Source organism: Mesobacillus selenatarsenatis SF-1 (assembly GCF_000813125.1).
GTDB classification, from domain to species: Bacteria; Bacillota; Bacilli; order Bacillales; family Cytobacillaceae; genus Mesobacillus; species Mesobacillus selenatarsenatis.
Map to the genome: position 1 here is coordinate 45,305 of NZ_BASE01000072.1, position 26,404 is coordinate 71,708.

The 26,404-nt window shown below is 43.4% G+C and carries 26 protein-coding genes; 20 read left to right on the forward strand and 6 right to left on the reverse strand.

Annotated elements, in window-relative coordinates; all coding sequences use genetic code 11:
• The first annotated feature begins 70 nt into the window (after window positions 1-70).
• The gene (locus TY49_RS15100) at window positions 71-793 is read left to right on the forward strand and encodes an EcsC family protein (RefSeq protein ID WP_041966735.1); all 723 of its coding nucleotides are present in this window, start codon (window positions 71-73) and stop codon (window positions 791-793) included.
• A 28-nt stretch (window positions 794-821) separates the two neighbouring features.
• Here TY49_RS15100 and TY49_RS15105 read toward each other — a convergent pair whose 3' ends face one another.
• Both TY49_RS15105 and TY49_RS15110 read right to left on the reverse strand, forming a co-directional pair.
• Window positions 822-2,030, reverse strand: a complete 1,209-nt coding sequence (locus tag TY49_RS15105) for a M20 family metallopeptidase (RefSeq protein ID WP_041966736.1) — start codon at window positions 2,028-2,030, stop codon at window positions 822-824.
• Window positions 2,031-2,178: 148 nt separating this feature from the next.
• Entirely contained in the window at window positions 2,179-3,570 is a 1,392-nt protein-coding gene (locus tag TY49_RS15110; protein ID WP_041966737.1) for a hypothetical protein, read from the reverse strand.
• Window positions 3,571-3,861: 291 nt separating this feature from the next.
• Here TY49_RS15110 and liaF point away from each other — a divergent pair, with 291 nt between their 5' ends.
• From liaF to TY49_RS15125, 3 genes are read left to right on the forward strand one after another with little or no spacing between them, the layout of a single operon-like run.
• Window positions 3,862-4,629 (forward strand): cell wall-active antibiotics response protein LiaF, encoded by a 768-nt coding sequence (liaF, locus tag TY49_RS15115; RefSeq protein WP_041966738.1) that lies wholly within the window; start codon window positions 3,862-3,864, stop codon window positions 4,627-4,629.
• 13 nt (window positions 4,630-4,642) lie between these two features.
• Window positions 4,643-5,677 (forward strand): sensor histidine kinase, encoded by a 1,035-nt coding sequence (locus tag TY49_RS15120; protein ID WP_369390141.1) that lies wholly within the window; start codon window positions 4,643-4,645, stop codon window positions 5,675-5,677.
• Window positions 5,677-6,318 carry a response regulator transcription factor gene (locus TY49_RS15125; protein WP_041966739.1) on the forward strand — a complete coding sequence of 214 codons (642 nt, stop codon included), beginning with the start codon at window positions 5,677-5,679 and terminating at the stop codon, window positions 6,316-6,318. Before TY49_RS15120 ends, TY49_RS15125 begins: the two co-directional genes overlap by 1 nt.
• Before the next feature lie 33 nt (window positions 6,319-6,351).
• Here the strand turns inward: TY49_RS15125 and TY49_RS15130 are convergent, their stop codons facing one another.
• A complete protein-coding gene (locus TY49_RS15130; RefSeq protein WP_041966740.1) occupies window positions 6,352-6,858 on the reverse strand; it encodes an antibiotic biosynthesis monooxygenase family protein in 507 nt (168 codons plus the stop codon).
• A gap of 305 nt (window positions 6,859-7,163) precedes the next feature.
• Here TY49_RS15130 and hemE point away from each other — a divergent pair, with 305 nt between their 5' ends.
• The 5 genes from hemE (at window position 7,164) to TY49_RS15155 (ending at window position 13,826) form a co-directional block, all read left to right on the forward strand.
• Window positions 7,164-8,210 (forward strand): uroporphyrinogen decarboxylase, encoded by a 1,047-nt coding sequence (gene hemE / locus TY49_RS15135; protein ID WP_041966741.1) that lies wholly within the window; start codon window positions 7,164-7,166, stop codon window positions 8,208-8,210.
• Between the two features lie 90 nt (window positions 8,211-8,300).
• Window positions 8,301-9,239, forward strand: coding sequence for a ferrochelatase (hemH, locus tag TY49_RS15140; protein WP_041966742.1), 939 nt, complete (start codon window positions 8,301-8,303; stop codon window positions 9,237-9,239).
• A 174-nt stretch (window positions 9,240-9,413) separates the two neighbouring features.
• Window positions 9,414-10,841, forward strand: a complete 1,428-nt coding sequence (gene hemY / locus TY49_RS15145; protein ID WP_041966743.1) for a protoporphyrinogen oxidase — start codon at window positions 9,414-9,416, stop codon at window positions 10,839-10,841.
• 137 nt (window positions 10,842-10,978) lie between these two features.
• Window positions 10,979-11,551 carry a TetR/AcrR family transcriptional regulator gene (locus TY49_RS15150; RefSeq protein ID WP_041966744.1) on the forward strand — a complete coding sequence of 191 codons (573 nt, stop codon included), beginning with the start codon at window positions 10,979-10,981 and terminating at the stop codon, window positions 11,549-11,551.
• Window positions 11,552-11,624: 73 nt separating this feature from the next.
• A complete protein-coding gene (locus TY49_RS15155) occupies window positions 11,625-13,826 on the forward strand; it encodes a YhgE/Pip domain-containing protein (RefSeq protein ID WP_041966745.1) in 2,202 nt (733 codons plus the stop codon).
• 20 nt (window positions 13,827-13,846) lie between these two features.
• Here the strand turns inward: TY49_RS15155 and TY49_RS15160 are convergent, their stop codons facing one another.
• Window positions 13,847-14,095 (reverse strand): hypothetical protein, encoded by a 249-nt coding sequence (locus TY49_RS15160; protein WP_041966746.1) that lies wholly within the window; start codon window positions 14,093-14,095, stop codon window positions 13,847-13,849.
• 125 nt (window positions 14,096-14,220) lie between these two features.
• Window positions 14,221-14,355, reverse strand: coding sequence for a protein YhfH (gene yhfH / locus TY49_RS24315; RefSeq protein ID WP_084135502.1), 135 nt, complete (start codon window positions 14,353-14,355; stop codon window positions 14,221-14,223).
• Window positions 14,356-14,527: 172 nt separating this feature from the next.
• On the opposite strand from yhfH, the gene TY49_RS15165 reads away from it, so the two are divergent.
• From TY49_RS15165 to TY49_RS15210, 10 genes are all read left to right on the forward strand, one after another.
• On the forward strand, window positions 14,528-15,262 hold the full coding sequence (locus tag TY49_RS15165) for an MBL fold metallo-hydrolase (RefSeq protein ID WP_041966747.1): 735 nt from the start codon (window positions 14,528-14,530) through the stop codon (window positions 15,260-15,262).
• 14 nt (window positions 15,263-15,276) lie between these two features.
• Window positions 15,277-16,266 (forward strand): lipoate--protein ligase, encoded by a 990-nt coding sequence (lplA, locus tag TY49_RS15170; RefSeq protein WP_041966748.1) that lies wholly within the window; start codon window positions 15,277-15,279, stop codon window positions 16,264-16,266.
• Window positions 16,267-16,436: 170 nt separating this feature from the next.
• Window positions 16,437-17,993 (forward strand): fatty acid--CoA ligase family protein, encoded by a 1,557-nt coding sequence (locus TY49_RS15175; RefSeq protein ID WP_041966749.1) that lies wholly within the window; start codon window positions 16,437-16,439, stop codon window positions 17,991-17,993.
• Between the two features lie 119 nt (window positions 17,994-18,112).
• Entirely contained in the window at window positions 18,113-18,898 is a 786-nt protein-coding gene (locus tag TY49_RS15180) for an enoyl-CoA hydratase-related protein (RefSeq protein ID WP_041966750.1), read from the forward strand.
• A gap of 386 nt (window positions 18,899-19,284) precedes the next feature.
• Entirely contained in the window at window positions 19,285-20,013 is a 729-nt protein-coding gene (locus TY49_RS15185) for an AzlC family ABC transporter permease (protein WP_041966751.1), read from the forward strand.
• The gene (locus TY49_RS15190) at window positions 20,006-20,311 is read left to right on the forward strand and encodes an AzlD domain-containing protein (protein ID WP_041966752.1); all 306 of its coding nucleotides are present in this window, start codon (window positions 20,006-20,008) and stop codon (window positions 20,309-20,311) included. Before TY49_RS15185 ends, TY49_RS15190 begins: the two co-directional genes overlap by 8 nt.
• A 198-nt stretch (window positions 20,312-20,509) precedes the next feature.
• A complete protein-coding gene (locus tag TY49_RS15195; protein WP_041966753.1) occupies window positions 20,510-21,298 on the forward strand; it encodes an ABC transporter ATP-binding protein in 789 nt (262 codons plus the stop codon).
• Window positions 21,282-22,037 carry an ABC transporter permease gene (locus TY49_RS15200; protein ID WP_041966754.1) on the forward strand — a complete coding sequence of 252 codons (756 nt, stop codon included), beginning with the start codon at window positions 21,282-21,284 and terminating at the stop codon, window positions 22,035-22,037. Before TY49_RS15195 ends, TY49_RS15200 begins: the two co-directional genes overlap by 17 nt.
• Before the next feature lie 211 nt (window positions 22,038-22,248).
• On the forward strand, window positions 22,249-23,247 hold the full coding sequence (locus TY49_RS15205; RefSeq protein WP_041966755.1) for an aliphatic sulfonate ABC transporter substrate-binding protein: 999 nt from the start codon (window positions 22,249-22,251) through the stop codon (window positions 23,245-23,247).
• A 426-nt stretch (window positions 23,248-23,673) separates the two neighbouring features.
• A complete protein-coding gene (locus TY49_RS15210; protein WP_041966756.1) occupies window positions 23,674-24,960 on the forward strand; it encodes a M48 family metallopeptidase in 1,287 nt (428 codons plus the stop codon).
• 206 nt (window positions 24,961-25,166) lie between these two features.
• Here TY49_RS15210 and TY49_RS15215 read toward each other — a convergent pair whose 3' ends face one another.
• Complete coding sequence (locus TY49_RS15215; protein ID WP_041966757.1) at window positions 25,167-25,403, reverse strand: IDEAL domain-containing protein; 237 nt, start codon at window positions 25,401-25,403, stop codon at window positions 25,167-25,169.
• A 190-nt stretch (window positions 25,404-25,593) separates the two neighbouring features.
• On the opposite strand from TY49_RS15215, the gene TY49_RS15220 reads away from it, so the two are divergent.
• Window positions 25,594-26,172 carry a competence protein ComK gene (locus TY49_RS15220; RefSeq protein ID WP_041966758.1) on the forward strand — a complete coding sequence of 193 codons (579 nt, stop codon included), beginning with the start codon at window positions 25,594-25,596 and terminating at the stop codon, window positions 26,170-26,172.
• The last annotated feature ends 232 nt before the right edge of the window (window positions 26,173-26,404 follow it).

Genomic DNA, 26,404 nt, shown 5'->3' on the forward strand with positions numbered 1-26,404 from the left:
TTTATGAAAAGGATTTTTTTTGAATCGTTTTTGTGTTTGAGACGTAATAGTAAAAACAAGGGGTGAAAGCATGAATGAATATGAATTGAAGGCTTATGAAGAGGTTCTCGCCTGGAAGCGGAAGCTGAATAAACGTTCCAGCATTTTGGCGCGTGCTTCAAAGAAGGCGCAGACGAAAGTGAATCAATTGATTCCAGACAGAGTCCATCAATTCTTGACGGAAAGTATTAAGAACATGGTCAAGGCAACTTTGGCTGGATCAAATTACATGACGAAAAAGCAACAGGGAACAGGGCTTACACTTGCTGAGAAAGACCAGGAGCTTCATAAAAAGCTGTCTGCATACAAGAGGACGGCGGCTGTCGAAGGGGCAGGAACTGGAGCCGGGGGCATACTGCTCGGAATGGCGGATTTTCCATTGCTTTTATCGATAAAAATGAAATTTCTTTTCGAGGCTGCATCAGTCTATGGTTATGACCCTTCAAGATATGAAGAAAGGCTTTTTATCCTTTATGTTTTCCAGCTGGCTTTTTCAAGTGATGACCATCGAAAGCAGACGCTGGACTTGATTGAGAACTGGGAAGCAAGAAAAGCTGAATTGTCGGAGCTGGATTGGCAGCAATTTCAGCAGGAATACAGAGACTATATCGACTTTGCCAAAATGCTGCAGCTAATGCCCGGGATTGGAGCTGTTGTAGGAGCTTACGCAAATTACAATCTGCTCGACCAGTTAGGTGAAACAGCGATGAATGCCTATAGGATAAGGATCCTGAAAACACCTCCGCAACTATAAGATGCGGAGGTGTTTTGCAATGCGGTTTTTATGCTAATGTCTCACTTTTTTCGTGTTTGGTTTGTTCCTTTATTTGATAGTTCAGTGCGGCTGCGCAAAGAGTTTTTGCGGCTATGACCATCGCTTTTTCGTCAAAATCGAATCTAGGGTGATGGTGTGGATACGAACCTTCTGTTTCTGGCTTCGCACCGGTGAAAAAGAAGGTTCCTTTTACATGCTGGAGGTAGTAGGAAAAGTCCTCGCCACCCATTTGGAGATCACCTTCTTCAATCTTTGTCACTTCTGGTACTTTTGTAGCGCAGTCGATCAGGAATTCAGTTTCTGCTGCATGGTTGACGACGGCAGGATAGCCTTTTTCATACTGGTAATCATATGTGCAGTCTGTTGCCAGGCAGGTGCCATTGACTACTTTTTCGATTTCCGCTGCGATGAAATCACGGGTTGATTCGTTGAATGTCCTGACTGTGCCAATCAGCTTTGCTTTATCGGCAATTACATTAAAGGCATTTTCTGCTACGAATGAACCGACGGTCACAACGGCGGAATCGACAGGATCAACACGTCTGCTGACAATTTGCTGTAAGGTTGAAACCAGCTGTGCTCCAGCAACAATAGCGTCCTTTGTTTTATGCGGCTGGGCCCCGTGTCCGCCCTTTCCCTGGATTGCTATTTCAAATCGGTCAGCTGCTGCCATGATTGGTCCAATCCGGTATTGGATTGTTCCTGTCGTCTCAGTTGCCCACAGATGGGTACCGAAAATCACATCCACTCCTTCAAGACAGCCATCTTCAATCATCGAAATCGCCCCGCCTGGAGCGTACTCCTCAGCATGCTGGTGGATCATCACATACGTTCCCTGCAAAGTTTCCCTTGCTTCATATAGTACCTTTGCAAGCACTAATAATGTCGCTGTGTGTCCATCATGGCCGCAGGCATGCATCACACCTGGAACTAATGATTTGTATGGTACATCTTTCTCGTCCTGTATCGGCAAGGCGTCAAAATCAGCTCTAAGTGCGACCGTTTTTCCTGGCTTTGCACCATGGATTTTTGCAACCACTCCGTTGCCGCCCACATTGGCGCGGAACTCAACTCCGAGTTTTTCATAATACGATTGAATATATTGTGCTGTGTTCACTTCCTGGAAAGACAATTCAGGATGTTGGTGCATATAACGGCGGATTTCCTCCATTTCCGGATAAAGGTTTTCGATCTTTTTAAAAAGCTGATCCTGCAATTGGTTCATCTCCTTATGTAAAATAGTTTGATAATTTAAATAATTATAGCACATAAATAGAATAAAAACCTTTTAGAACGATAGCAAAAGAAGCTCCCATAAAGGAAGCTTCGTATATAAATGGAGCCTTGTAATGGCATCCAGTATTTTAAATCAGGAACATTGCCACAATCGTGGTGACTATCAGGCCAATTGTAACCGGAAGCAGATTTCTTCTTGCTAGTTCGAACGGATCCACTCCGCAAATTGCAGCTGCGGGAATCAATGCCCATGGAACAAGGGTGCCGCCGCCGACCCATATGGCAGCAATTTGACCAAGAGCGGTCAGAGTAGCGGCTCCTGCACCTATGGCAGTTGAGAAAATCGCTGCTACCGAGCCTGCAAGCGAAATTCCGGAAAAGCCAGATCCATCGAGGCCCGTAATTGCCCCGACAGCAGTGAGGGTCACGGCTCCAACTTCAGCACTGAGTGGCACGACAGAAGCCAGCGCCACGCCGAGGTCATTTACGATGCCCTGAGAAGTTTTTGGCAGGAATTCGCCGATTATTTTTGTGAAGCCTGAATCTCCTAGGTAGAAGAATGCTGCGATCGGAATGACTGCACCAAAAACCTTAAAGCCGAACTGAAATCCTTCGATCAGATAGCTAGTCGTTTTTTCAAGACCTTTGTTCTTATGTGCTGCGAGTGAAATGAGAAGAAGAATGAAAATCGAAGTCCCGCCAACGAGCGCAGTTGCGTCGCCACCCTGCAAGTCAAGAATGGACATTGCCGCGACATCAGCAGCAAATAAAACCGGTATCAAGATGGCGAAAAATTTCTTGGCATCGGCCGATAGCAAGCTGGGATCACTATTATGATCCATTTCAATTTCAAGTGCGCCGCCACCTTTTAGTGTCCCGTTTTTCATATCTCTTTTTAATAGATAAAAAGCGGTGACCGTAGTAACTACACCCATCACAATGACCAGCGGGATACTAGCCTGCACAACCGAACTGACAGGAATGCCTGCTGCATCAGCCGTAAGCTTTGGAGCAGCCTGGATGACAAAGTCACCGGACAGCGCGATTCCGTGCCCAAAGAGGTTCATTGCGACAGCTACCCCTAACGCAGGCAGTCCGACTCTGACAGCAACCGGTAAAAGAACTGCGCCCATCAAGGCTACAGCCGGGGAAGGCCAGAAGAACCAGGATATGACCATCATGACAATACCAATCGTCCAATAAGCCAGCGCCGGTGTTTTGATCAACTTTGCAAACGGGGATATCATCGCATCATTGATTCCGGTCACTGTAAGTGTCCTGCTCATCGCTACGATAATCGAAATAACAAGAATAGTAGGCAAAAGCTCGGTAATCGCATATATGAAGCTATTGAATATACTGCTGACCGATCCACTCAGGGATCCCGTTGCGACGATTGCCAGTATAAAGATACCGGTAATTGAGATAAGGGTTGTGTCTCTTTTCATGACCATGAAACCGATAATCAGGAAAATGAATAAAACATATATCCAATGAAGTGCCGTTAATTCTATGACCATGGAATAATCCTCCTTTCTAAATGACTTGTTGTGTACCTTCCGTTATATAGGCAAATTTCCTAATTGAGTACTACAGGATATGATGGCAGCGGAAAGGTGTGAGCGGTATCGGAGAATTTTTTCTCGGTCTCGAGACGGAGGGGAACAGCTTCTCCAGAGGGGAGAAAAATGCCGAGCCGTATTATAATATGAAACTATATTTTAATAACCAGCATGTTTAACCTTAAAAAAGGGATTTTCCCACCAGGAAAAGAATTAGTGATTATGATAGGAAGAAAGAAGGGGGAACTTTTGCGTACACGGTCGATGAATCAGATAGCTGCGGCTGTCATACTATCAGGCTTGGGAGTTATTCTTCTGTTAGTTAATTTAGGTGTCATTTCCTTGGAAATAAAAGAGCTTTTTGTCGTAACCTATCCTTTTTTTATACTGATTTATGGTTTAGTAGTTTTATTGCAGAGAAAGCCCGGATGGGGTTCATTCATCGTTCTGTTTTCATCATTGCTGATCATGGACCGCTTTGGCCTGATTCCCTTTAAATTTCTTGATGTGTGGAAGCTTTGGCCACTATTGCTGATTCATTTTGGATTCGCGATGATGTTCAGGAATAAAAAAATAAAAGTTATTTACCAAACGGATTTTCCATCAGCGAAGCAGATTGATAATATACCAGCTCCCGAAACTACATTGAAGAAGATACGAGGGGTGTCGATTGGCAAGGTAACATTCAAAAAGCAAAACTGGGCAGTCGAACCAATGGATTTATACAATATGGTCGGTGAATATTTTATCGACTTCAGCAAAGGCTTCATTCCTGACAGGGAGACTCCGATAAGGGTGCGAGGCTGGGTTGGTGAAGTGAAAATGCTCATTCCGGAGGATGTGCCTGTAAAGATCGATGCTGTCATAGGCGTCGGCGAGGTAAAACTGTTCGATTATGCTCAGGAGCAAATAAAACACGTAATAGCATATAAATCGGATGATTATGATGATGCAGTAAGAAAGTTGAACATCACAATCGAATTGAAGATCGGTTCTGTCCGGATTGATCGGGTGTAGGGGGAAGTAGCAAGTGACAAGTATCCGCTTATGGTTTATCCAAACGTTCTTGATGATGGCTTTCATAACTTCTCTCATCTTCTTCATTGGCCTGCAAATTTTCTTATTCGTTGTGCCTGACAGCGGTCTTTCAACTGCTATGACATTCTGGTTTTGGCTGTATAGCTTTGTCATTATGGCAGCAGTCGGATTTTACTTCAGTTTACGAGGAAGCTACGTAATCAAAGGACGTCTTGGCGATATATTACTATTCATCGCTACTTTGCGCAGAGGTAAATTCACGGAAAGAATCCAAACGGATGAAAAAGATGAGATCGGACTTATTTCAGAGGAGCTCAATCAGTTATCTGAATACCTCCAGGACCAGGTTCATTCATTGCAGCGGCTTGCGGAAGAAAAAACGGAGCTATCAAAGACGGCAAAGTCCGCCGCAACCATGGAGGAAAGACAGAGGCTCGCCAGGGATCTGCATGACGTAGTGAGCCAGCAGCTATTCGCGCTCAGCATGATGTCATCTGCTTCACTAAGATGTTTCGACCAGGACCCAGAGAAGGCCAGGAAGCAGCTGGAGCAAATATCTGAGATAGCGGGCAAAGCACAGGGGGAAATGAGGGCTCTTCTTCTTCATCTAAGACCTGTCCAATTGAGTGGGGAGAGCTTGTGTGAAGGAATCATTAAACTAATCAGGGAACTGAAGCAAAAAACGAACCTGGCATTCGAAGCTAGCGTTGATGAAATCGAACATATTTCGCAGGCTGCAGAAGAGCATATATTCCGGATTGTTCAGGAAGCACTATCAAATATCCTGCGCCATGCCGATGCGACCAAGGTGAAATTGGTGCTTGCAGAAGAGAATCGATATATTCATCTGTATATAGGTGACGATGGTAAGGGCTTCGACATCCATGAAGAAAAGATGGCATCATACGGCCTTAAGACGATGAGGGAACGGTGCGAACAAATTGGCGGTACATATAATATTCGTTCAAAAGCAAACGAAGGAACATATATTGAAATACGGATACCGGCTTTGAGGAGGGAAGAGTAATGGGGAAAATCAGGGTTGTCGTAGTTGATGATCATGAAATGGTCAGAAAAGGCATCATTTCCTATTTGGAGACTGAACCAGCAATCGAGATTGTCGGTGAGGCGGATGGTGGAAAAAAGGCAGTTTCACTTGTAAAGGAAACGAAACCGGATGTTGTCCTGATGGACTTGTTAATGGAGAATGGATCGGGGATTGATGCAACCAGGGAGATACTAAGTTTTTATCCAGAATGTAAAATCATCATTATCACTAGCTTTTATGACGATGAACAGGTTTTTCCGGCCATCGAGGCAGGAGCATTTAGCTATATGCTAAAAACAGCGTCCGCAACTGAAGTCATCAAGGCGATTGAAAAAGCCTCAAGAGGGGAAACGGTCATTGAACCAAAAGTGGCCAATAGGATGATGAAAAGACTTAGGCCGCAGGAGCGTAAGCCACATGATGAACTGACAGAACGAGAGCTAGATGTCCTGAAATGTATTGGAGAAGGAATGACAAACCAGCAGATCAGTGAGGAGTTATTCATCGGTGTCAAAACGGTCAAAACCCATGTTTCGAACATTCTGGGTAAACTCGGTTTATCAGACAGGACGCAGGCAGCGGTTTATGCAAATCGAAATGGTTTGATAAAAACTTCATAAAAATGGGAGGGTGCTATTTGCCCCTCCCATTTTCTATTTTTCTATATAGTATTTTGAAACATATGATGCGCTCTCAAAAATATTCGGTCGAGCACCGTCTATTCCTGCTTCTGTACCTCGTTTTTTGTGTGCATTCTCGTAAGCCTTCGATTTTTGCCAGTTTTCGAATGCCCCTTCATTTTCCCAGATTGTCAAAATGATATATGTGTTGGAGCTTAAAGGACGAAGAACGCGGATTGCGATAAAACCTGGTTCATTCTCTATCAGCCTCGGTCTGTTCAAAAATCGGTCTTCAAATAGGGGCCTGCCTTCATCTGTTACTGGAATATTGTTGAGAACAGCGAACCCTTCATGGTCAAGTGAACCAGCGGAATCAATGACTTCATATTTCCGTGGTGAACTGAACAATGTTTTCTTGCCTGTCTCATGGACAAGGAGCGACGACTCATTATTGTTCATCAGTATCATGTTTTCTCCTTGATGCTTTTCTTTCAACTTCATTAAAAAATCTGGAGTTCCTGACGTCATATATAGATTCATTTTCTCACCTCATTTTAAATAAAAATGCTTTGCTTCTATTATACTAATTGTATCTTTCAAAACCCAAGCTATCATCTGTTTTCCCTTTTATTGAGTAAGTAAAAGCAAAATTCGTCAAATTTTCAACAATTTAAAGCGTTTGCTATGAAATCGGCTGATAAAAACGATATAGTGTATATAGTTTGTTTTTTTGGTATGAACTACGGACGCTATCGCGAAGCCGATTCGGAAAATAGTTGTTTTTTATTTTATTCCTTTTATATTACAATGGAATACAGACATTATTGAAAGGTGGATTTCCCCTAATGAGCAAGATTATTAACGATACATTTTTAAAAGCAGCCAGAGGAGAAGCAACAGATTACGTTCCTGTTTGGTATATGAGACAAGCTGGAAGGTCCCAGCCTGAATATAGAGAGATCAAGGAAAAATATTCTTTATTCGAAATTACGCACCAGCCTGAACTTTGTGCTTATGTGACAAGGCTGCCTGTTGAACAATATGGAGTAGATGCTGCGATCCTTTACAAGGACATCATGACACCGCTGCCAGCTATGGGAGTGGATGTGGAAATTAAGTCAGGCATCGGACCTGTCATTTCCAATCCAGTAAAAACATTTGCTGATGTTGAAAAGTTGGGTACGATTAACCCTGAATCTGATATCCCTTACATACTTGACACGATCAAACTTCTTACAGAAGAACAGTTGTCTGTGCCATTGATTGGCTTCTCAGGAGCACCGTTCACGCTGGCAAGCTATATGATCGAAGGCGGCCCTTCAAAGAATTACAACAAGACTAAAGCATTCATGTATGCCCAGCCAGAAGCATGGTTCGCGCTGATGGACAAGCTTGGTGATATGGTGATTACATATGTGAAATCCCAAATCAAAGCCGGAGTTAAAGCAATCCAGATTTTTGATTCATGGGTAGGTGCGCTGAATGTTCAGGATTACCGAACTTTCATCAAGCCAGTCATGAACAGGATTTTTTCTGAACTGAAGAAAGAAAATGTTCCATTGATCATGTTTGGTGTTGGAGCAAGCCACCTTGCCATGGAATGGAACGAACTTCCGCTAGATGTTGTTGGATTAGATTGGCGTCTACAAATCAGTGAGGCTCGCGAGCTTGGAATCCAGAAAACCGTCATGGGAAATCTCGATCCTGCAATCCTGCTTGCACCTTGGGAAGTAATCGAAGAAAAGGCCAAGGCTATCCTTGACCAGGGCATGGCAAAACCAGGCTACATCTTCAACCTTGGGCATGGTGTATTCCCATCAGTGAACCCGGAAACATTGAAAAAGCTGACTGCTTTTATCCATGAGTATTCTGCCTCTAAACTAGGCAAATAGTCTCTATACTGCTTCAGAGCATTACATTTGGTAAAATGGTCTGGTTTTTGGCAGAATAGAAGCTTAGAGACACGAAAAAGAGGTGCAATCATGACGAAGAAAAAGATGGGTTTGCTTGTAATGGCATATGGCACACCCTACAAAGAAGAAGATATTGAACGATATTATACACATATTCGCCGCGGACGCACGCCGTCACCGGAAATGCTTGAGGACTTAAAACAGCGTTACGAAGCAATTGGCGGTATTTCTCCACTTGCGAAAATCACCGCTCTGCAAGGTGAGAAGCTTGAACAGTATTTGAACAGCATCCAGGATGACATCGAATTCAAGATGTATCTCGGTCTTAAGCATATCGAGCCGTTCATCGAGGATGCAGTCAAGCAAATGCATGATGATGGCATTGAAGAAGCGGTCAGCATCGTGCTCGCACCGCACTTCTCGACCTTCAGTGTGAAATCCTATAATGGACGCGCCAAGGAAGAAGCGGCAAAATTGGGCGGACCAGAAATTGTATCGGTAGAACAGTGGTATGATGAGCCGAAATTTATTAAGTACTGGTCAGACAGAGTAAGTAAAACATTTGCTGAAATGCCTGCTGATGAGCGCGAGAACGCAGTATTGATCGTTTCGGCCCACAGCCTTCCGGAGAAGATTCTCCAAATGGGGGATCCGTATCCTGAACAATTAAAAGAAACAGCTGATATGATCGCAAACCAGGCAAATGTGAAAAATTACGAGGTTGGCTGGCAAAGTGCAGGAAACACACCTGAGCCATGGCTAGGGCCAGATGTCCAGGACTTGACGAGAGACCTGTTCGAGGCAAATGGATATAAAGCCTTTGTTTATGTGCCGGCTGGATTTGTTTCCGACCACCTGGAAGTACTATATGACAATGATTATGAATGCAAGATCGTAACGGATGAGATCGGGGCCAGCTATTACAGGCCGGCAATGCCAAATACAGAGCCTGAATTTATTGATGCATTGGCAGATGTGATTTTAAAGAAGCTGTCAATTTCAAATTAGGCTGTTTTCGCAATAATTGCGGCTTTTCGTACATGTTCTGTATACCGCATCAAGAATGGTATCATTGCTATTTTCGAGGAGACTTCAAAATTAAGATAGCATTCATACAGGCTGAGACAGCAAAAAGTTTACGAAAAGAGCCTCGCTAAAACTATTTAAAGAAGGCGATTTACCGTGACAGAAAAGAAGAAAGTTGTAATCGTAGGGGGAGGCATAACTGGTTTGGCGGCTGCATACTATTTGCAAAAGCATGCCAGGGAGAGCCAGCTTCTGCTTGATGTGAAATTGGTCGAAGCCTCTCATCGTGTTGGCGGGAAGATGCAAACTTATGTTAAAGATGGTTTTGTCATTGAAAGAGGACCGGATTCTTTCCTGGAGAGGAAAGAAAGTGCAGGACGACTCGCCAGGGAAGTAGGCTTGGGAGATAAATTAGTCAATAACAGTACGGGGAAATCGTATGTGTTAGTGAAAGACAAGCTCCACCCTATGCCTGGCGGATCAGTGATGGGGATTCCTACACAAATCGCCCCTTTTGTTACAACTGGCCTGTTTTCTTGGCCAGGCAAGTTCCGGGCTGCAGGAGACTTCTTTATGCCGCCTTCCAAGGTGAAAGGTGATCAGTCACTAGGTGAATTTTTCCGCCGCAGGCTTGGCGATGAAGTCGTTGAAAATCTGATTGAGCCTCTGCTCTCCGGAATCTATGCCGGGGATATTGATAACATGAGTCTATTATCAACCTTTCCGCAATTCTATCAGGTGGAGCAGAAATACGGGAGCCTGATTCTTGGTACAAAGAAAACGACTCCCTCGGCGAAAAAGAAGCCTGCTGAAACCGGGCATGCTAAGAAAAAGGGAATGTTCCTGACGGTAACTTCAGGTTTGCAATCTTTTGTAGATGCAATTGAGTCGAAACTTGAACCAGGTTCTGTGATAAAAGGAATCCGAGTCGATAAAGTAAGCAAGCAGGAAAATGGCTACCGGATGAGACTGAGCAGCGGGGAAACACTGGATGCAGATAGTATTCTTGTTTCTGCTCCACATGAAGCTGCTCTCCATATGTTTTCAGAGCATGAACATATTTTTGATCCATTTCGGAATATGCCTTCTACATCTGTGGCGACAGTTGCGATGGCATTTCCGGAAAGTGTCATAAAAGAAGATATTGACGGTACTGGATTTGTTGTATCACGGAATAGTGATTATACAATCACTGCCTGCACCTGGACACATAAAAAATGGCCACATACTACCCCAGAGGGAAAAGTATTGCTCCGTCTTTATGTTGGCAGGCCAGGTGATGAAGCAATTGTTGAGCTTTCGGACGATGAAATCATCAAGATTGCTCTTGAAGATTTGAATAAAACGATGGATATCCAGGCGCAGCCTGAATTTGCAGTAGTTTCCCGCTGGAAAGAGGCAATGCCGCAGTATACAGTGGGGCACAAGGAAAGGGTAGCGAACCTGAAGAACAATCTCGCAAATGAGCTTCCGGGCGTATTTGTAGGCGGCAGTTCCTATGAAGGGGTCGGCCTGCCAGACTGCATCGATCAGGGAGAAGCCGCTGTGAAGAAAATCCTCGCCTTTCTAAACTTTGATCAGTAATCAATAAAAAACCCTTTAAAGGGTTTTTTATTTTATCCCAATGTTTTCAAGCTTGCCATATTGTTAAAGGTGTGATAAATTAAATTTCGACTGAATGACCACTTTTCCCATTTGGTCAAATAATAAGAGGTGATAGCATGGCAGTTGACCGAAGGCAGCAGATCATTGATGCGGCAACAAACTCATTTTCTCTATTCGGCTATAAGGCAACTACAATTGATCAAGTAGCAAAGCTTGCTAATGTAGGTAAAGGTACTATCTATACTTTTTTTAAGAATAAAGAAGAACTCTTTGACGAGATTATTAATGACCTAATAAAAGAAATGAAAGAGGTTGCCAATGACGCTGTAAATCCTTCCGATTCTTTTTATGAAAATGTCCACCGGGCATTGTATAAATTGCTGGAATTTCGTAAAAAGCATCAGCTCACAATTAAGCTTTCCCAGGAAGCCAGGGATATTGGAACACCCGCTGTTCTAGAGGTTATGGAAAAACTGGAGCTGGCGATTTTAAACTTCATAAAAGATAAGGTCATTCTTGCTATTCAAAAGGGCGAAATAAAGGATTGTGACCCCGAAATTACATCCTTCATCATGATGAAGCTTTATATCGCACTGATATTTGACTGGGAAAAGAAGAATGAGCCGCTTAATAAGGCTGAAATCTCAGAACTATTTGAGTTCTATCTTTTTAGAGGATTGTCTACTTAAGATAATCCTTAATTTCATCAATCAAATGACCAATCGGATAAAATGGTCATTCGTTCTAACGAGGAGGACAACAATGAAAAACAAACTATTTATTCAAGAATTGCTTGCTGTTTTCCGTAATAAGAAGCTGTTGATTCCGATAATTGCAGTTCTGTTCATCCCGGTTTTATACAGCGGCATGTTCTTATGGGCATTCTGGGATCCATATGAACATCTTTCCGACCTTCCCGTTGCTGTTGCAAATGAAGACTCAGGAACAACGGTGGATGGTGAAAAGTTGCAATTAGGCGATGATCTAGTTGAAAAATTAAAAAAAAGTAAAGACTTCGATTTTCAATTTGTATCTGAAAATGAAGGGAAAAAAGGTCTGGAGCAGCAAGAGTATTATATGATGATTAAAATTCCGGAAGATTTCTCTGAAAATGCTACAACCTTACTAGAGGAACATCCCGAGAAGCTTGAGCTTGTGTATATGCCAAATGAGAGCTTTAACTTTTTGTCCGCTCAAATCGGTGAAACGGCTGCTGAGAGAATTAAGGCATCAGTGTCCGAGAAACTCTCTGAAACTTATGCTGAGACTATGTTTAATAAAATCGGCGACCTTGCCGGTGGTCTTGGTAAAGCAAGTGAGGGAGCCGCTGAACTTAACAATGGTGCGGGTAAGCTAAAAGATGGAAGCCAGGAGCTTTATAAAAATTTATCCGTGTTGGCGGGCAAGTCAATCGAGTTCAATCAAGGGATGAATTCGGCAAATTCCGGAGTGAAAGAGTTGGCAAATGGTGCAAATACTCTTGCCAGCGGGCTTGGGCAGTTGGATGATGGACATACCAAGCTAGAGGCTGCTTCAGGTGACCTCCTTGTTGGCCAGAAGGACTTGTTGGCTGGAGCTTCAAAAGTGAAAGCAGGCTTAGAAGAAGCAAACAGCAAAATTCCTGCAATCGTACAGGGAACTACAAAAATTGAACAGGGATCTGAACAGCTCGCCCAGAATCTATCAAACTGGAAAACTGGTGCGGATCAAACTGCTGGTGGAGCAACTAAACTTCATGCTGGGATTCGGGAGCTTCAAAAGCAAATGGAAGCAATGGCTCCGCTATTGGCTGCATATCCTGATAAACAGCAAGAACTCGCCCATGCCCTTGAGGAGCTAGAAGCAGGCAGTGCTACACTTGAACAGGGAACAGTGGCTCTTTCAGAATCGGCAGGTGCTTTAGCCGGTGGGGCAAAGACATTAACTGGCAAACTGGGCGAATTGAACGCAGGACAGAGCCAATTGCAGCAAGGAATCGCGGAGCTTGCTGCAGGAAGCGCTCAACTTGAATCTGGGGCTGGCAAGTTATCAGCTGGACAGGAACAATTCAACTCAAGTATGGCACTTTTCGGAACCAAATTAGGAGATGCGAAAGCTGGTTCAGTTGAGCTGTCCAAAGGAAGTTCCAAGCTTGTTGGAGGAATGGACCAACTTGCATCTGGATCATCAGCTATGTCTGATGGAACGGATCAACTAGCCTCAGGTGCTGAAAAGTTATCAGAAGGAAATAAAAAGGTCGCAGACGGAACATCTGAACTTGCTGAAAAGTTAAAAGGCGGTGCGAAAGAAGCTCAGGTAAATCCTGACGACCAGACCTATAAGATGTTTGCAGCACCAGTAAAACTGGAGAATGAAAAAATAAATAAGGTTCCAAACTATGGAACAGGTTTTGCGCCTTATTTCTTATCATTAGGATTGTTCGTAGGGGCATTGCTGCTGTCCATCGTATTTCCTTTAAGGGAACCGGCAGCGGTACCGAGAAACGGTCTTAACTGGTTCCTTAGCAAATTTGGTATTTTAGCGGGAATTGGAATAATACAAGCACTCGTTGCTGATGCGATTGTGCTCGGTGGATTAGGTTTGCATGTAGAAAGCATTCCGCTGTTCATGATTTTTTCCATTGTTACAAGTCTAACTTTTATTGCTTTGATTCAGTTTCTTGTAACACTGTTAGGAGACCCTGGACGATTTGTTGCCATCATCATCTTGATATTGCAACTTACGACAAGCGCAGGGACATTTCCGTTAGAATTAATTCCAGGTTTCTTGCAGAAATTCAATTTGTATTTGCCAATGACGTATTCAGTACATGGATTCAAGGCCGTTATTTCCAGCGGTGATTTTGACTTCATGTGGCAAAACACAGGAATATTAGCTGCATATATTGGTTTGCTTTCAATTGGAACCGCAGTTTATTTCCATTGGGTGTTTAAGAGAAGATTTGCTGTTTTAGTGCAGGAATAATGAAAAAAAGAGCCAGCCGTTCAATGAACGAGCTGGCTTTTCATTAGTATCAGAAAGTATAAATTTTTCACTTCGAGAAATGTCCAACTCCAGCGCCTAGCCCCTCGAGTCGCTTGTCTAGTGTCGCCTCCTAGAAACTCCGAAACTTCAACTCTGCCGGCAGAAGCAAAAAGCGCTTCTTTGTCAGAGTCTCCAGTTTCTGCGTTTCTGGTCAGTCGGCTATACTTTTCGGTTTCGGTCCGCCCAGTGAAGTCAAAGAACGACTCCATCGGTCGGCCCTCCAGCGCTTGTCGGGGCTGACCAAGGCGCTTACGTTTTTCTTTGTGCAGTTTGGAACTGCGGGAAAGGGATTGTATTACACCCGGATTACCGGGGAAGGAAAACGATTCAGTTTTTATAGTTTGCCAGGGTCCATGCATCCATCGCACTTATTTCCATAGCACTCATGTTGTTCATTAATTGTCTCTCCACACTCTGAGCATTGCTTTGCTGGTAAATTGCGAAAGAATTCTACGACATTTTCAATCATGCTGTTCCCTCCAATTGAGTTTGTGTTTTGATACAGTTTTATTATTTATTTTATTGTATTATAACAGAATGACCGACGTCAATCATAATTTTCTGAAAAAGCCGTTAAAGTGAAAAAATGGGCAAAATGAAGTATAGTGAAAGAAAAACGTGTGATTTTAGGAGGGCAATCATTGAAGCTGACAATAATAGGATTCTGGGGCGGCTACCCAAAGGTGAATGAGGCCAGCACTGGATATTTGCTTGAACATGAAGGGTTTAAGTTAATGATAGATTTTGGCAGCGGCGTACTGGCGAAAATCCAAAATTTCGTGCAGCCAGAAGAGCTGGATGCTATGGTGCTGTCACATTACCATCCTGACCATGTCGCGGATATTGGTGTATTGCAGCATGCCAGGCTTATCCAGGGCTTTCTGGGAAAGAAGTCCCCTCAGCTCCCGATTTACGGACATGCACAGGACAAGCAGGAATTTGCGAAGCTTACATATAAGAACATAACAAAAGGGATCGCTTATGATCCGGCAAAAAAGCTTACCGTAGGGCCTTTCACGATCTCATTCATTTCTGCAGTACATCCAGTTCCTTGCTATGCGATGAGGATCGAAGCAGGCGGAAAGTCTATGGTATATACAGCTGATACTTCCTTCAAGGAAGAGTTCATCCCATTTGCATCCGGAGCTGACTTGTTGCTCTCAGAATGCAACTTTTATGGTAACCAGGATGGCAAAGGGGCGGGGCATATGAATAGCTTCGATAACGGAAAGCTGGCTGATGGCGCGGGTGTGAAACAGCTAGTCTTGACCCATCTGCCTCATTATGGTGACATTGACCAGCTTGTTTCCGAGGCATCCACCGTATTCAGTGGCCCAATTACCCTTGCGAGGGAAGGGCTCGAAATCACCTTATAAAAGGAGAATCACTTATGTTATTTATCGACAACAAAGGAATCACAGACCCAAGAATCAATCTGGCAATCGAAGAATATGCCTTGAAGAATCTCGATATCGATGAAACCTACTTACTGTTTTATATAAACGAACCATCCATCATTATTGGCAAAAACCAGAACACAATTGAAGAAATCAATACTGAATATGTCGAAAGCAATGGCATCCATGTCGTTCGCCGATTATCAGGAGGCGGAGCAGTATACCACGACCTTGGCAACTTGAATTTCAGCTTTATCACAAAGGACGACGGAGAAAGCTTCCACAATTTTCGGAAGTTTACCGAGCCAGTGGTGAATGCCTTAAGGAAACTGGGAGTCAATGCCGAATTGAGCGGAAGGAATGACCTGCTGGCTGAAGGAAGAAAGATATCCGGAAACGCTCAATTTTCCACAAGAGGGCGGATGTTCAGCCATGGTACCTTATTGTTTGATTCTGAAATCGAAAGTGTGGTTTCAGCGCTAAATGTTAAAAAAGACAAGATAGAATCTAAAGGAATTAAATCAATCCGCAGCCGGGTTGCTAATATTTCCGAGTTTCTCTCAGAAAAAGTGACAATTGAGCAATTCCGTTCGCTTCTGTTAAGAAACATATTTGAGGGACTGGATGATATTCCTGAGTATGTTTTAACAGAGCAGGACTGGGAAAAAATCCACGAGCTTTCAAAGGAAAGGTACCAGAATTGGGATTGGAACTATGGAAAGTCGCCTAAGTTCAACCTGCAGCATTCGCATCGGTTCCCGGTGGGGCAAATCGATGTCCGTTTTGAAGTCAACAAGGGAATCATCGAAAACTGTAAAATTTACGGAGATTTCTTTGGGGTAGGCGATGTCACCGAAATAGAGGACAAGCTGACCGGCATCAAATATGAGAAGTCTCAGATAGCCGGTGCATTAGAAGCTGTGGATATCAAACATTATTTCGGAAATATTTCTAAAGAAGATTTCATTAACTTAATATATTAAACTGAGGAGCGCGGTGTTGATGACACCGCGTTTTTAATTTACTAAAAGTAAAATTGTTAGAATTTCGACATATTTTCCTTGAATCCATAATTTTCTTTCAATATAATATATTTAGAAAACTTTTTACAAAGTTTGGTGACTCTTGTCACCGCAAAGGGGGAAGGGAGTTAATGAATCTTTCATCACAGCTTCATCACACTGCCTCAATGCTGGGCGATAAGCCGGCATATTTTTTCATGGACAAAGCAAGTACATATGCAGAGCTAGATGCTACTGTAACGAAGTTTGCTTCTGGACTTGAGAAACTAGGGGTAAAAAAAGGCGATCATATCGCATTGTTGCTAGGAAACTCTCCACATTTTGTCATCGGTTTGTACGGAGCGCTTAGACTTGGTGCAACAGTCATTCCCATCAATCCAATTTACACAGCAGATGAAATCGGCTATATCTTGAATAATGGCGATGTAAAGCTTGTCGTCGGGCTGGATTTAATGCTGCCTCTCGCAGAAAAAATGCATAAGCATCTGCCAAAGGTCGAACACTTCGTTATCGCGGAGACAGGCCAGAGCCAGATGACTGAAGAGGAAATGTCCAAGCTTTCTTTAGGCTCAAAATTGAAACCGTTTACACATGTCGTTGGTTCCGGAGATCTTGATTTCAAGGGACCTGAGCTGAACGATGATGATGTAGCGATCATTCTTTATACGTCTGGAACAACAGGCAAGCCTAAAGGGGCCATGCTTACACACAAAAATCTTTATAGCAACGCCAAAGATGTAAGCGATTACCTTAAGATGAACGAAGATGATAAGGTGATCACTGCCTTGCCGATGTTCCATGTCTTCTGTTTGACAGTTGCCCTTAATGCGCCATTGATGAATGGCGGAACACTGTTGATTGTTCCTAGATTCAGCCCGGCGGAAGTGTTCAGGATTGCACGGGAATACGAGGCTACTGTATTTGCTGGAGTACCAACAATGTATAATTTCCTTTTCCAGTATCCAGAAGGAAATCCGGATGACCTTAAATCACTTCGACTTTGTATTTCTGGCGGTGCTTCACTTCCAGTTGCGCTTCTTCAAAATTTCGAGCGTAAATTCAATGTAATGGTTTCAGAAGGATACGGTTTGTCGGAAGCTTCACCAGTCACATGCTTCAATCCGCTTGACCGTCCACGCAAGGCTGGTTCAATTGGGCCTTCAATCGTGAATGTTGAGAACAAGGTTGTCAATGAATTGGGAGATGAAGTAGCTCCTGGAGAAGTTGGCGAATTGATCGTCCGCGGTCCGAATGTTATGGCAGGCTATTATAAGATGCCAGAAGAAACAGCTGCCACAATCAAGGATGGCTGGTTGTATACAGGAGATCTCGCTCGCATGGACGAAGAAGGCTATTTTTACATTGTTGACCGTAAGAAAGATATGATTATTGTGGGAGGATATAATGTATATCCTCGTGAGGTAGAGGAAGCTTTATATAACCATTCTGATATTGTCGAGGTAGCAGTTCTTGGGGTTCCAGATCCAAATCTCGGTGAAGCAGTAAGATGTTATGTAGTCAGCAAAAATCCTGAACTGACCGAAGAGCAGCTGCTCGAGTATTGCCGCGAACACCTGGCGAAATACAAGGTGCCAAGCGCGATCGAGTTCCTCGAAGAACTTCCGAAAAACACAACCGGAAAGATTTTAAGAAGAGCGCTGAAAAATCAGGTTTTACAAGGACAATAATCCTAATGATGAGAGGCAGGCGCCCATGCCTGCCTCTTTTTTCGCTCTATTAGCGCTTAAGCTTTTCAAATTGAGAAGGAATTTCGTCTTTTTAACTAGAATGTCAATTGGAGAAGGAGATGATCAGTTTGGGAAACATCGATTTTCAATTAGAGGGACATACGGCAATTGTCACGCTGAATCGTCCGGATGCATTTAACGCTTTTAACTATGAAACACTCGGAGAATTACAGCAAATTATTGAAAAAATCAGATCGAACCGTGAAGCCAGAGTCGTCATTTTTACTGGAGCTGGTGAAAAGGCATTCAGTGTTGGAGCTGATTTAAAGGAGCGCCGTACTTTGTCTGATGAGGACGTAAAGCGGAACATTTATAAAATCGGCGAGGTCTTCACGATGGTTGACCAGCTTCCTCAGCCGACGATTGCCGCCATCAATGGATTTGCCTTCGGTGGCGGAATGGAGCTGGCCCTTGCCTGCGATTTCCGTGTTGCCGCTGCAGGAACACAGATGGGATTGACAGAAACAAGCCTGGCGATTATCCCGGGAGCAGGTGGCACACAGCGGCTGCCAAGATTGATCGGGCAAGCAAAAGCACTTGAGCTGATTTTGACCGCACGCCGGCTGAAAGCTGAGGAAGCGCTTGAATATGGCCTCGTCACTGCTGTCGTTAAAAAAGAAAGCTTGCTTGATGAATGTATGAAATTTGCTGAAATGATGCTGGCGAACGGTCCAGTGGCCCTGCAGCAGGCAAAGTACGCCGTCAAGCAGGGGATGAACGCAGACTTGCAGACAGGATTGCAAATCGAGCGCAAAGCATATGAAGTTACCATTCCGACAGAAGACCGACTCGAAGCGCTGGCAGCCTTCAGTGAGAAACGGAAGCCAACTTTTAAAGGAAATTAATTAAAACACGGCCGAGGCCGTGTTTTTTTGGTGATTTCATTCTTTTTGCCGCAAAGCTCGTAGTAAGAGGGATCGCAACTGTTGCAAATACTTAATGTTATCTATCAATTTTGCGTTAGAATCCACGCTTTTACCAATAATTCGACCACATTTAGGAATAATTCAACCACTTTTCCTAATAATTCGACCAGATTAATCAATAATTCGACCACATTTATGAATATTTCGCCCAACCGCTTCATTAGTATCCTGCCAGTCAAGATTTTCACGCAACTAATTATTTCGATAAAAGAAATACTTTTCCAAGGAGCTGGAAGTATGTATAATATATTTTAATTGATTAAAGGGATTTGATTTTTACATAGTGATAGAAAGGCGGGAAGCGAATGGAAAGCACATTGGTTGTTAAGCAGGCAACAGATTTTAAAAGAGGGATTCAATCGGGCATCAGTATTGCGATAGGCTATATGCCGGTTGCGCTTACCTTTGGCTTGATCGCTAAGACGACGGGACTTGCGCTTGGGGAAACGGTCATGATGAGCATGCTGGTGTTCGCGGGGGCCGCGCAATATATATCGTTAAGTCTCCTCGCCCAGGGAATCGGGATCTTTGAGGTCATTCTCACCACCTTTATCGTAAATATCCGCCACTTCCTCATGTCTGCGTCTTTGAACGAAAAAGCGGAAGAGGATAGTGTTGGTGCGCGGATGGGGTATTCATTCGGGATCACGGATGAAACATTTTCAGTCGCAGCGACACGAGAGGGCACTGTCAATGCCCGGTATATGTTCGGCTTGAACCTTACTGCTTACTCAAGCTGGGTTGTTTTTTCCGGATTAGGCTTCCTCATTGGGGCAGGATTGCCGCAGACCCTCCAGGAAAGCATGTCGGTCGCTTTATATGCTATGTTTGTCGGCTTGTTGGTACCGTCGATGAAAAGCAATGTAAAGGTTGTATTCCTTGCCGCACTGGCGGCAGCGTTCAATTCCATTTTCACGATGGCTGAACTCATGTCCACCGGCTGGGCAATCGTGCTGGCAACGTTGCTATCGGCGATTCTTGTAGAGGCAGTGGAAACATTCAAGAAGGGCAGGGGGACAGAAACAGATGAGTAAAGAAATCGTCATCATGATCATTGGGATGGCTATCGTAACCTACATACCGAGGATGCTTCCTTTTGTAATGTTCCGGGGAAAAGAACTTCCGCCATTCCTGCAGGGTGTTCTGAAAAATGTTCCTTATGCCACTCTCGGCGCGCTGATTTTCCCGGCGATCCTGTTTATCCAGGAAGATATCTGGTATGGACTCATAGGTGCAGCCGCAGCTTTTATCGTTGCTTTTATGGGGGCGAATGTTATTGTTGTCGTGGTTGGCTCCATCTCTGTATTGACTTTATATTCCTATTTTTTCTAGACCCGCGTCCGTGCGGGTCTATTTTCTTTTGCAAGAGTCGATGGGCCGGAAAATTAGACTTCGGGAAATTCAGCTGAGGAAAACGGGCTGCCAGATTTTATAAAACAATGAAATGTTGACAAGATGACGGAATACATTATAATTAACTTTATTAATTCCGACTAAACTAATAAGTTTTATGAGAATAGGGTGGTTAGATTGTTTATTGAAATCAGCAATGTACACAAACAATATGGAGACAAAAATAATCACCAGGTTGATATTTTAAAGGATATTAATCTAGGAGTGAATAAAGGTGAATTTGTATCGATTCTTGGGCCATCCGGCTGTGGGAAATCGACGCTTCTCTCAATAGTGGCTGGATTGACTCCAGCAAGTAGCGGTGAAATCATTGTCTCGGGCAAAAAGATAGATAAACCGGGAAAGGACAGGGGCATGGTCTTCCAGCAGGCAGCGCTGTTTCCATGGCTGAACGTCCTTGAGAATGTTCTGTTTCCGCTTAAACAGGAAATGCCGAAGAAACAGGCTGAGGCGGAAGCGAAAAAACAATTGCAAAAGGTTCAGCTTAGCAAATACCTTTCCCACTATCCTCACGAGCTATCAGGAGGAATGCAGCAGCGGGTGGCGATTGCGAGGGCGCTTGCGATGAATCCGGAGATCCTTTTGATGGATGAACCATTCGGTGCCCTTGACGAACAAACGCGGTCACGACTTCATGAGCAGCTGGAGACGATCTGGGCCGAAACGCAGAAAACGATCTTGTTCGTCACTCACAGCATCTCTGAATCCATTAAACTATCAGACCGGATCATTGTGATGGGAACGAAGCCAGGGGTGATCCTTAAGGATATTAAGGTAGAGATTCCTAGACCGCGCCATGAGCATAAAAAAGAGATGGTCGAACTGGAAGAATATATTATGAGTTATCTGAAGAAGGAGATCGACAAAGTCATCAGGGAGGAGCTTGCAGATGAATCCACACATTAAGAGAATCATATTTTTCGCAGCAATCATCGCATTCTGGTACACCGGAAGCAAGCTGGAATGGTGGATGCCAATCATCCTTCCGTCCCCGGAAAAAGTTCTGGAGGCACTTATAACAGGCTTTGAGGATAAAACGCTGATTTACGACCTAATTGCCAGCTTCAAACGGCTCGCCATTGGTCTCGGACTTTCCCTGGTAATCGGAACTGGACTTGGAGTCCTGCTCGCTAAGTCAAAAACGGCGGATGAAACACTTGGAACTGTCGTCCTCGCGTTTCAAAGTGTACCGAGCATCGTTTGGCTGCCACTGGCAATCATGTGGTTCGGTATGAATGAGAAAGCTGTTATTTTCGTGGTTGTCCTTGGAGGAACATTTGTGATGACACTTAATATCAGAGTGGGCATTAAAAATGTTTCACCGCTATTCATAAAGGCGGCAAAAACGATGGGAGTGACCGGCTGGAACTTATACAAAAGGGTTATTTTTCCAGCAGCGATCCCTTATGTGGTAACCGGCTCAAGACTGGCATGGGCATTTGCCTGGAGGGCCCTGATGGCAGGGGAGCTTTTAAGCACAGGACCAGGACTCGGATATACGCTCCGCTACGCATCAGACTTTGGTAACATGGGGCTCGTGATTGGCGTCATGATCATTATTGGTGTCATTGGAACAATCGTAGATCAGCTTATCTTCCAGCGTATCGAAAAATCGGTGCTGAATCGCTGGGGACTTGATTCATAAACGCTCTTTTCTTAAACTTTGTTGATATTGACCACACAATAAGACTGAATTACCTTATTTTCTTCACAAATTAACGATTATGAGAAAAGAGCTTGCAAACTTGGTACCGACATACAAAATGGCTATTATCACGTTAAAATCGGCTTTAGGATTTTAACAACAATTTTTTACGTAAACACAAACTTCAAAAAAAAATAAGGAGGAAAAATTAATGAAAAAAGCTATCTTAATTTTAACAATGTTGTTTACAGCTGCGATGGTACTCGCCGGGTGCGGTTCAAGCGGTACATCGACCACCTCAGCAGGCAAGGAAAAAATCGTCATCGGGTACTTCCCGAACATCAACCACGTTCCAGCGATGGTAGCAAAAGATAAGGGCTTCTTTGAGCAGCAGCTTGGGGATGGAACCACCATTGAGTATAAGACATTTGCAGAAGGCGGTTCTTTCATGACTGCACTGAAAACGGGTGAAATCGATGCTGGCCTTGTAGGACCAGGACCGGCGATGAATAATTTCTCAACTGGTGCTGATGTGAAAATAATCGCGGGTGCATCCACTGGCGGTACAGTGGTATTGGCTAGAAAAGGAGTCGAGATCAACTCAGTTGAAGACTTCGCAGGCAAGACATTCATTACACCAGGAGTAGGCTGCACACATGATGTACAATACGAAACATACCTTGAAGCAGAGGGAATCACATCACAACGAATCGGTGGAACAATGAAACATCTTACTGGCCAGCCGGCTCAATACGCGGCGATGCTGAAGTCAGGAAAAGTGGATATCGCCGTTGCACCAGAACCATGGGCAGCTGTCATTGAAAAAGAAACTGGCGCAGAAGTCGTCATTGGCTGGGATGAAGTATCCTTCGGAGAAACTCTTCCGGCATCTGTAATGGTCACTTCCGGAAAAATTATCGAGGAAAACCCGGATACAGTTCAGAAAATCATTGATGCACATAAAGATGCTGTGAAATTCATCAACGAAAACCCAGCCGAAGCACAGGAAATTACAATCAAAGATATTAAAGAAACAACAGGTCAGGAGCTTGAAAAGGATGTAGTCGAGCTAGCGTGGGAAAGAATTGGTTTTACCCATGAAGTCGATGCACAGGCAATCCAGGAATTCTCAGATTCATCTTACGCATTAAAGTTCCTTAAGGATAAGCCGGATTTCAAAACATTGATTGACGATAGCTTTCTAAACTAATAAAAAGAGTACCAGGAGTTTTCCTGGTACTCTTTTTGGTGTTAAAAACAAATTGATGAATAAACGGAGAAAAGTGGAGTTTCTTTCAGCGTATAGCTAACCAAACACCCCTTTATACTTTTCTTAAATAAGGTGCTTTCTTCTTACTCCACATGCAAGCCATTCCTCTTGCATAAGGGTGCCGATAGAGTCTAAAGATACCCTTATGCAAGCCAATCCTCCTCTATAAGGGTACCATTCAAGCCGAAAGGTGCCCTTATGCAAACAATTTCATGTTGGAGGAACATGTACCCGAAAGGTGGAAGAGCCGAAGAACTTAAAAAATGTTGCTAAGCATTTTCCCCAGCCATCAATAACTTGTTCTATTTTTAGGACAAAGGATTAAAATAGTTATAGACATGGTTGTACGTAAAAGGGGGAGAAGCTATGGCGAGAAAGATGGGTTTTTATGGTGTGATCGCCTATGTGCTCTATGGTTTCGCGGTTTACTGGTATTTATTTTACTTTGCAGATAGTAGTCTTCCATTTGAGTTCGAAGGTTCGAGGGCGGACCCGGCAACGTTTTTGAATGGAAGGGAATTAATGCTAAGCGAGGAATACTCAAAAGTTAGGAATTTATTGTTTTTCCTGTCAACACCTTTTGAATGGCTGTTTTATTTTTTGATTTTACTCCTGGGACTTTCAAAAGCTTTTAAGAAATGGGGAGAAGATACGGCGAAGAATAAGTATGGCCAAACAGCGATTTATTTAATCTGGCTTTCATTTTTTGCTTACGTCGTGACGTTCCCTCTAAGTTACATCAGTTATACGTTGTCCAAGACCTATAATATATCAACACAGTCATTCGCCTCGTGGATGAAGGATGAGTTGATTGATTTTTGGATCAATTATGCAATGATGTTCGTCATTGTCGTTGTCCTTTATTGGCTGATGAACAAGTTTAAAAGGTTCTGGTGGCTTTTTGCATGGATGCTATCTGTACCGTTCACTTTGTTTATTATGTTTCTGCAGCCTGTCGTGATCGACCCGCTGTACAATGATTTTTCCCCGTTGAAAAATAAAGAGCTGGAGTCTAAGATCCTTGATATCGCGGGGCAGGCTAATATTCCAGCTGAGCATGTATTTGAAGTGGATATGGCTGAAAAGACAAACGCTCTTAATGCTTATGTTACGGGAATTGGCTCCAATTCGAGGATTGTCCTCTGGGATACGACTCTGAACAGGTTGAACGATGACCAAATTCTGTTCATCATGGCCCATGAGATGGCTCATTATGTGGAGAAGCATTTATATATTGGGATTGCCGGCTATCTGTTCCTTTCCTTGTTTGGTCTTTACTTTGTCTCAAGACTGATGAACTGGGCAATCAGGCGATGGGGCAAGGAATTCAAGCTGCAGCACCCTGGTGACTTAAGATCGCTTCCTTTGTTCCTGATATTCCTTTCGATGATTATGTTTGCGGCAAGCCCGGTTTCCAATCTTGTGTCCCGCTACCAGGAAACAAGGGCTGACCGGTATGCGATTGAAATGACGGATAATACCGATGCGGCGATATCTGCCTTCCAGGAATTGACGAAGGCGGGACTCAGCCAAGTAAATCCTCCATGGCTGGTGAAAGTTTTCCGATATGGACATCCGACAATGCTTGAAAGGATTTCAAGACTCGAGGATTATGAAGTGGAAAAGAGAAATGCACAGGAAGGTGAATATTAAGCAAGAAAGTCCTCGACAATGAGGGCTTTCTTTTTTAAACTCAGGAACGAGTCCAATGACCAGCCAGCAACTGAATGCAAACAGTGCAGGAAATAACATTTGCTCCTAACAAATTCGGCTTCTGGTAAAAAACACTTAACATAAAATCAAAGGCTGTCTTTATTTCGAAATAATAAAATATCCCCTATATAGGGGATATCACTCATCTAAGTGCCGAATTGCTTGTTGAGATCCTTCAGTTCCTCCGTCAATGTTAAAAATAGAATTTTGTCGCGGTCATCGATTGCTTTATCAATTTTTGACATCAGTTTTTCTTTTTTAGTATTCAGCTGAATTTCGGAAATAAGCATGTCAACATACAGGTCCAGAACAAAAGATTCCTTGGCTTTAATGCGTTTCATCACACTGGCCTTCATGATTTCAGAATACGGTTTTTCTTTCACTGACCTCACCTCTTAGACCTTTTTTATATTATATGGATTATCGAAAAGATAATCAACTAAATTTTTATAATTTTTAGAAAATTTATATTTGGACGCTAATTGTGACTAAAAATAGAACTTTTTCTGTAAGTAAAGAAAATTTAAACACTTATGGTAAAATAGGGTATAAGGTATTTTAGGAGGTGAAGGAATGACAGGAAACACAAGGAACTTAGTAGAAGAGTACGAAATAAATCCTTTTACCATGATAATTATTCCTGAAGAATACGGCAGCAGGGTTTACTCCAGGGTGATCGAGCTGGAGGAGGAGTATTTATCCCCATTCAGACCAATAGACATTATCAAGAAAAGCTGCAAGTATTTTGGAAGCAGCTACGAGGGCAGGAAAGAAGGAACGAAACAGCTTACCGGGATTACCCATAAAACCCCCATCATTGTCGACCCTATAAGCTCCATATATTTCATGCCTACAAGCTCGCCTACAAAACCGGACTGCATATGGGTTTCACATGAGCATGTATTATTCCATAAGAAGGTGGACGCCCACAGTACACAGGTTACCTTCAGGAATAAGAAATCCATGATTCTGCCAGTATCCCATCATTCATTTGAAAACCAGCTGCTAAGGACATCCCTGCTGCGCACGAAATTCATGCAGCGGATGAAAGAAACCGAACGTAAAGCGCTATACCTTCTCCATGGTCCAAGGTTCAATGACTCACAAGGATATCCTCATGCCAGTCTCGTCAGTGAGGTATATAAAGACTAAATCAAGGAATCCGGTTTTTCAGCCGGATTCTTTTTCAATTGCTGTCCAGAATTATTAAATGATTTTATATAAAGTTTTCTTAATCCAGCTCCAGCGCCTAGCCCCTCGAGACGCTTGTCTAGTTTTGCCTCCTAGAAACTCCGAAACTTCAACTCCGCCGGCAGAAGCAAAAAGCGCTTCTTTGTCGGAGTCTCCAGTTTCTGCGTTTCTGGGCAGTCGGCTACACATTTCG

Bases quoted from the DNA above. Each gene is read 5' to 3' on its own strand.
- TY49_RS15100 (WP_041966735.1), top strand. From the start codon at position 71: ATGAATGAATATGAATTGAAGGCTTATGAAGAGGTTCTCGCCTGGAAG.
- TY49_RS15110 (WP_041966737.1), bottom strand. From the start codon at position 3,570: ATGGTCATAGAATTAACGGCACTTCATTGGATATATGTTTTATTCATT.
- TY49_RS15125 (WP_041966739.1), top strand. From the start codon at position 5,677: ATGGGGAAAATCAGGGTTGTCGTAGTTGATGATCATGAAATGGTCAGA.
- TY49_RS15130 (WP_041966740.1), bottom strand. From the start codon at position 6,858: ATGAATCTATATATGACGTCAGGAACTCCAGATTTTTTAATGAAGTTG.
- hemE (WP_041966741.1), top strand. From the start codon at position 7,164: ATGAGCAAGATTATTAACGATACATTTTTAAAAGCAGCCAGAGGAGAA.
- hemH (WP_041966742.1), top strand. From the start codon at position 8,301: ATGACGAAGAAAAAGATGGGTTTGCTTGTAATGGCATATGGCACACCC.
- TY49_RS15150 (WP_041966744.1), top strand. From the start codon at position 10,979: ATGGCAGTTGACCGAAGGCAGCAGATCATTGATGCGGCAACAAACTCA.
- TY49_RS15155 (WP_041966745.1), top strand. From the start codon at position 11,625: ATGAAAAACAAACTATTTATTCAAGAATTGCTTGCTGTTTTCCGTAAT.
- TY49_RS15160 (WP_041966746.1), bottom strand. From the start codon at position 14,095: ATGGAGTCGTTCTTTGACTTCACTGGGCGGACCGAAACCGAAAAGTAT.
- yhfH (WP_084135502.1), bottom strand. From the start codon at position 14,355: ATGATTGAAAATGTCGTAGAATTCTTTCGCAATTTACCAGCAAAGCAA.
- lplA (WP_041966748.1), top strand. From the start codon at position 15,277: ATGTTATTTATCGACAACAAAGGAATCACAGACCCAAGAATCAATCTG.
- TY49_RS15175 (WP_041966749.1), top strand. From the start codon at position 16,437: ATGAATCTTTCATCACAGCTTCATCACACTGCCTCAATGCTGGGCGAT.
- TY49_RS15180 (WP_041966750.1), top strand. From the start codon at position 18,113: ATGATCAGTTTGGGAAACATCGATTTTCAATTAGAGGGACATACGGCA.
- TY49_RS15185 (WP_041966751.1), top strand. From the start codon at position 19,285: ATGGAAAGCACATTGGTTGTTAAGCAGGCAACAGATTTTAAAAGAGGG.
- TY49_RS15190 (WP_041966752.1), top strand. From the start codon at position 20,006: ATGAGTAAAGAAATCGTCATCATGATCATTGGGATGGCTATCGTAACC.
- TY49_RS15200 (WP_041966754.1), top strand. From the start codon at position 21,282: ATGAATCCACACATTAAGAGAATCATATTTTTCGCAGCAATCATCGCA.
- TY49_RS15205 (WP_041966755.1), top strand. From the start codon at position 22,249: ATGAAAAAAGCTATCTTAATTTTAACAATGTTGTTTACAGCTGCGATG.
- TY49_RS15210 (WP_041966756.1), top strand. From the start codon at position 23,674: ATGGCGAGAAAGATGGGTTTTTATGGTGTGATCGCCTATGTGCTCTAT.
- TY49_RS15220 (WP_041966758.1), top strand. From the start codon at position 25,594: ATGACAGGAAACACAAGGAACTTAGTAGAAGAGTACGAAATAAATCCT.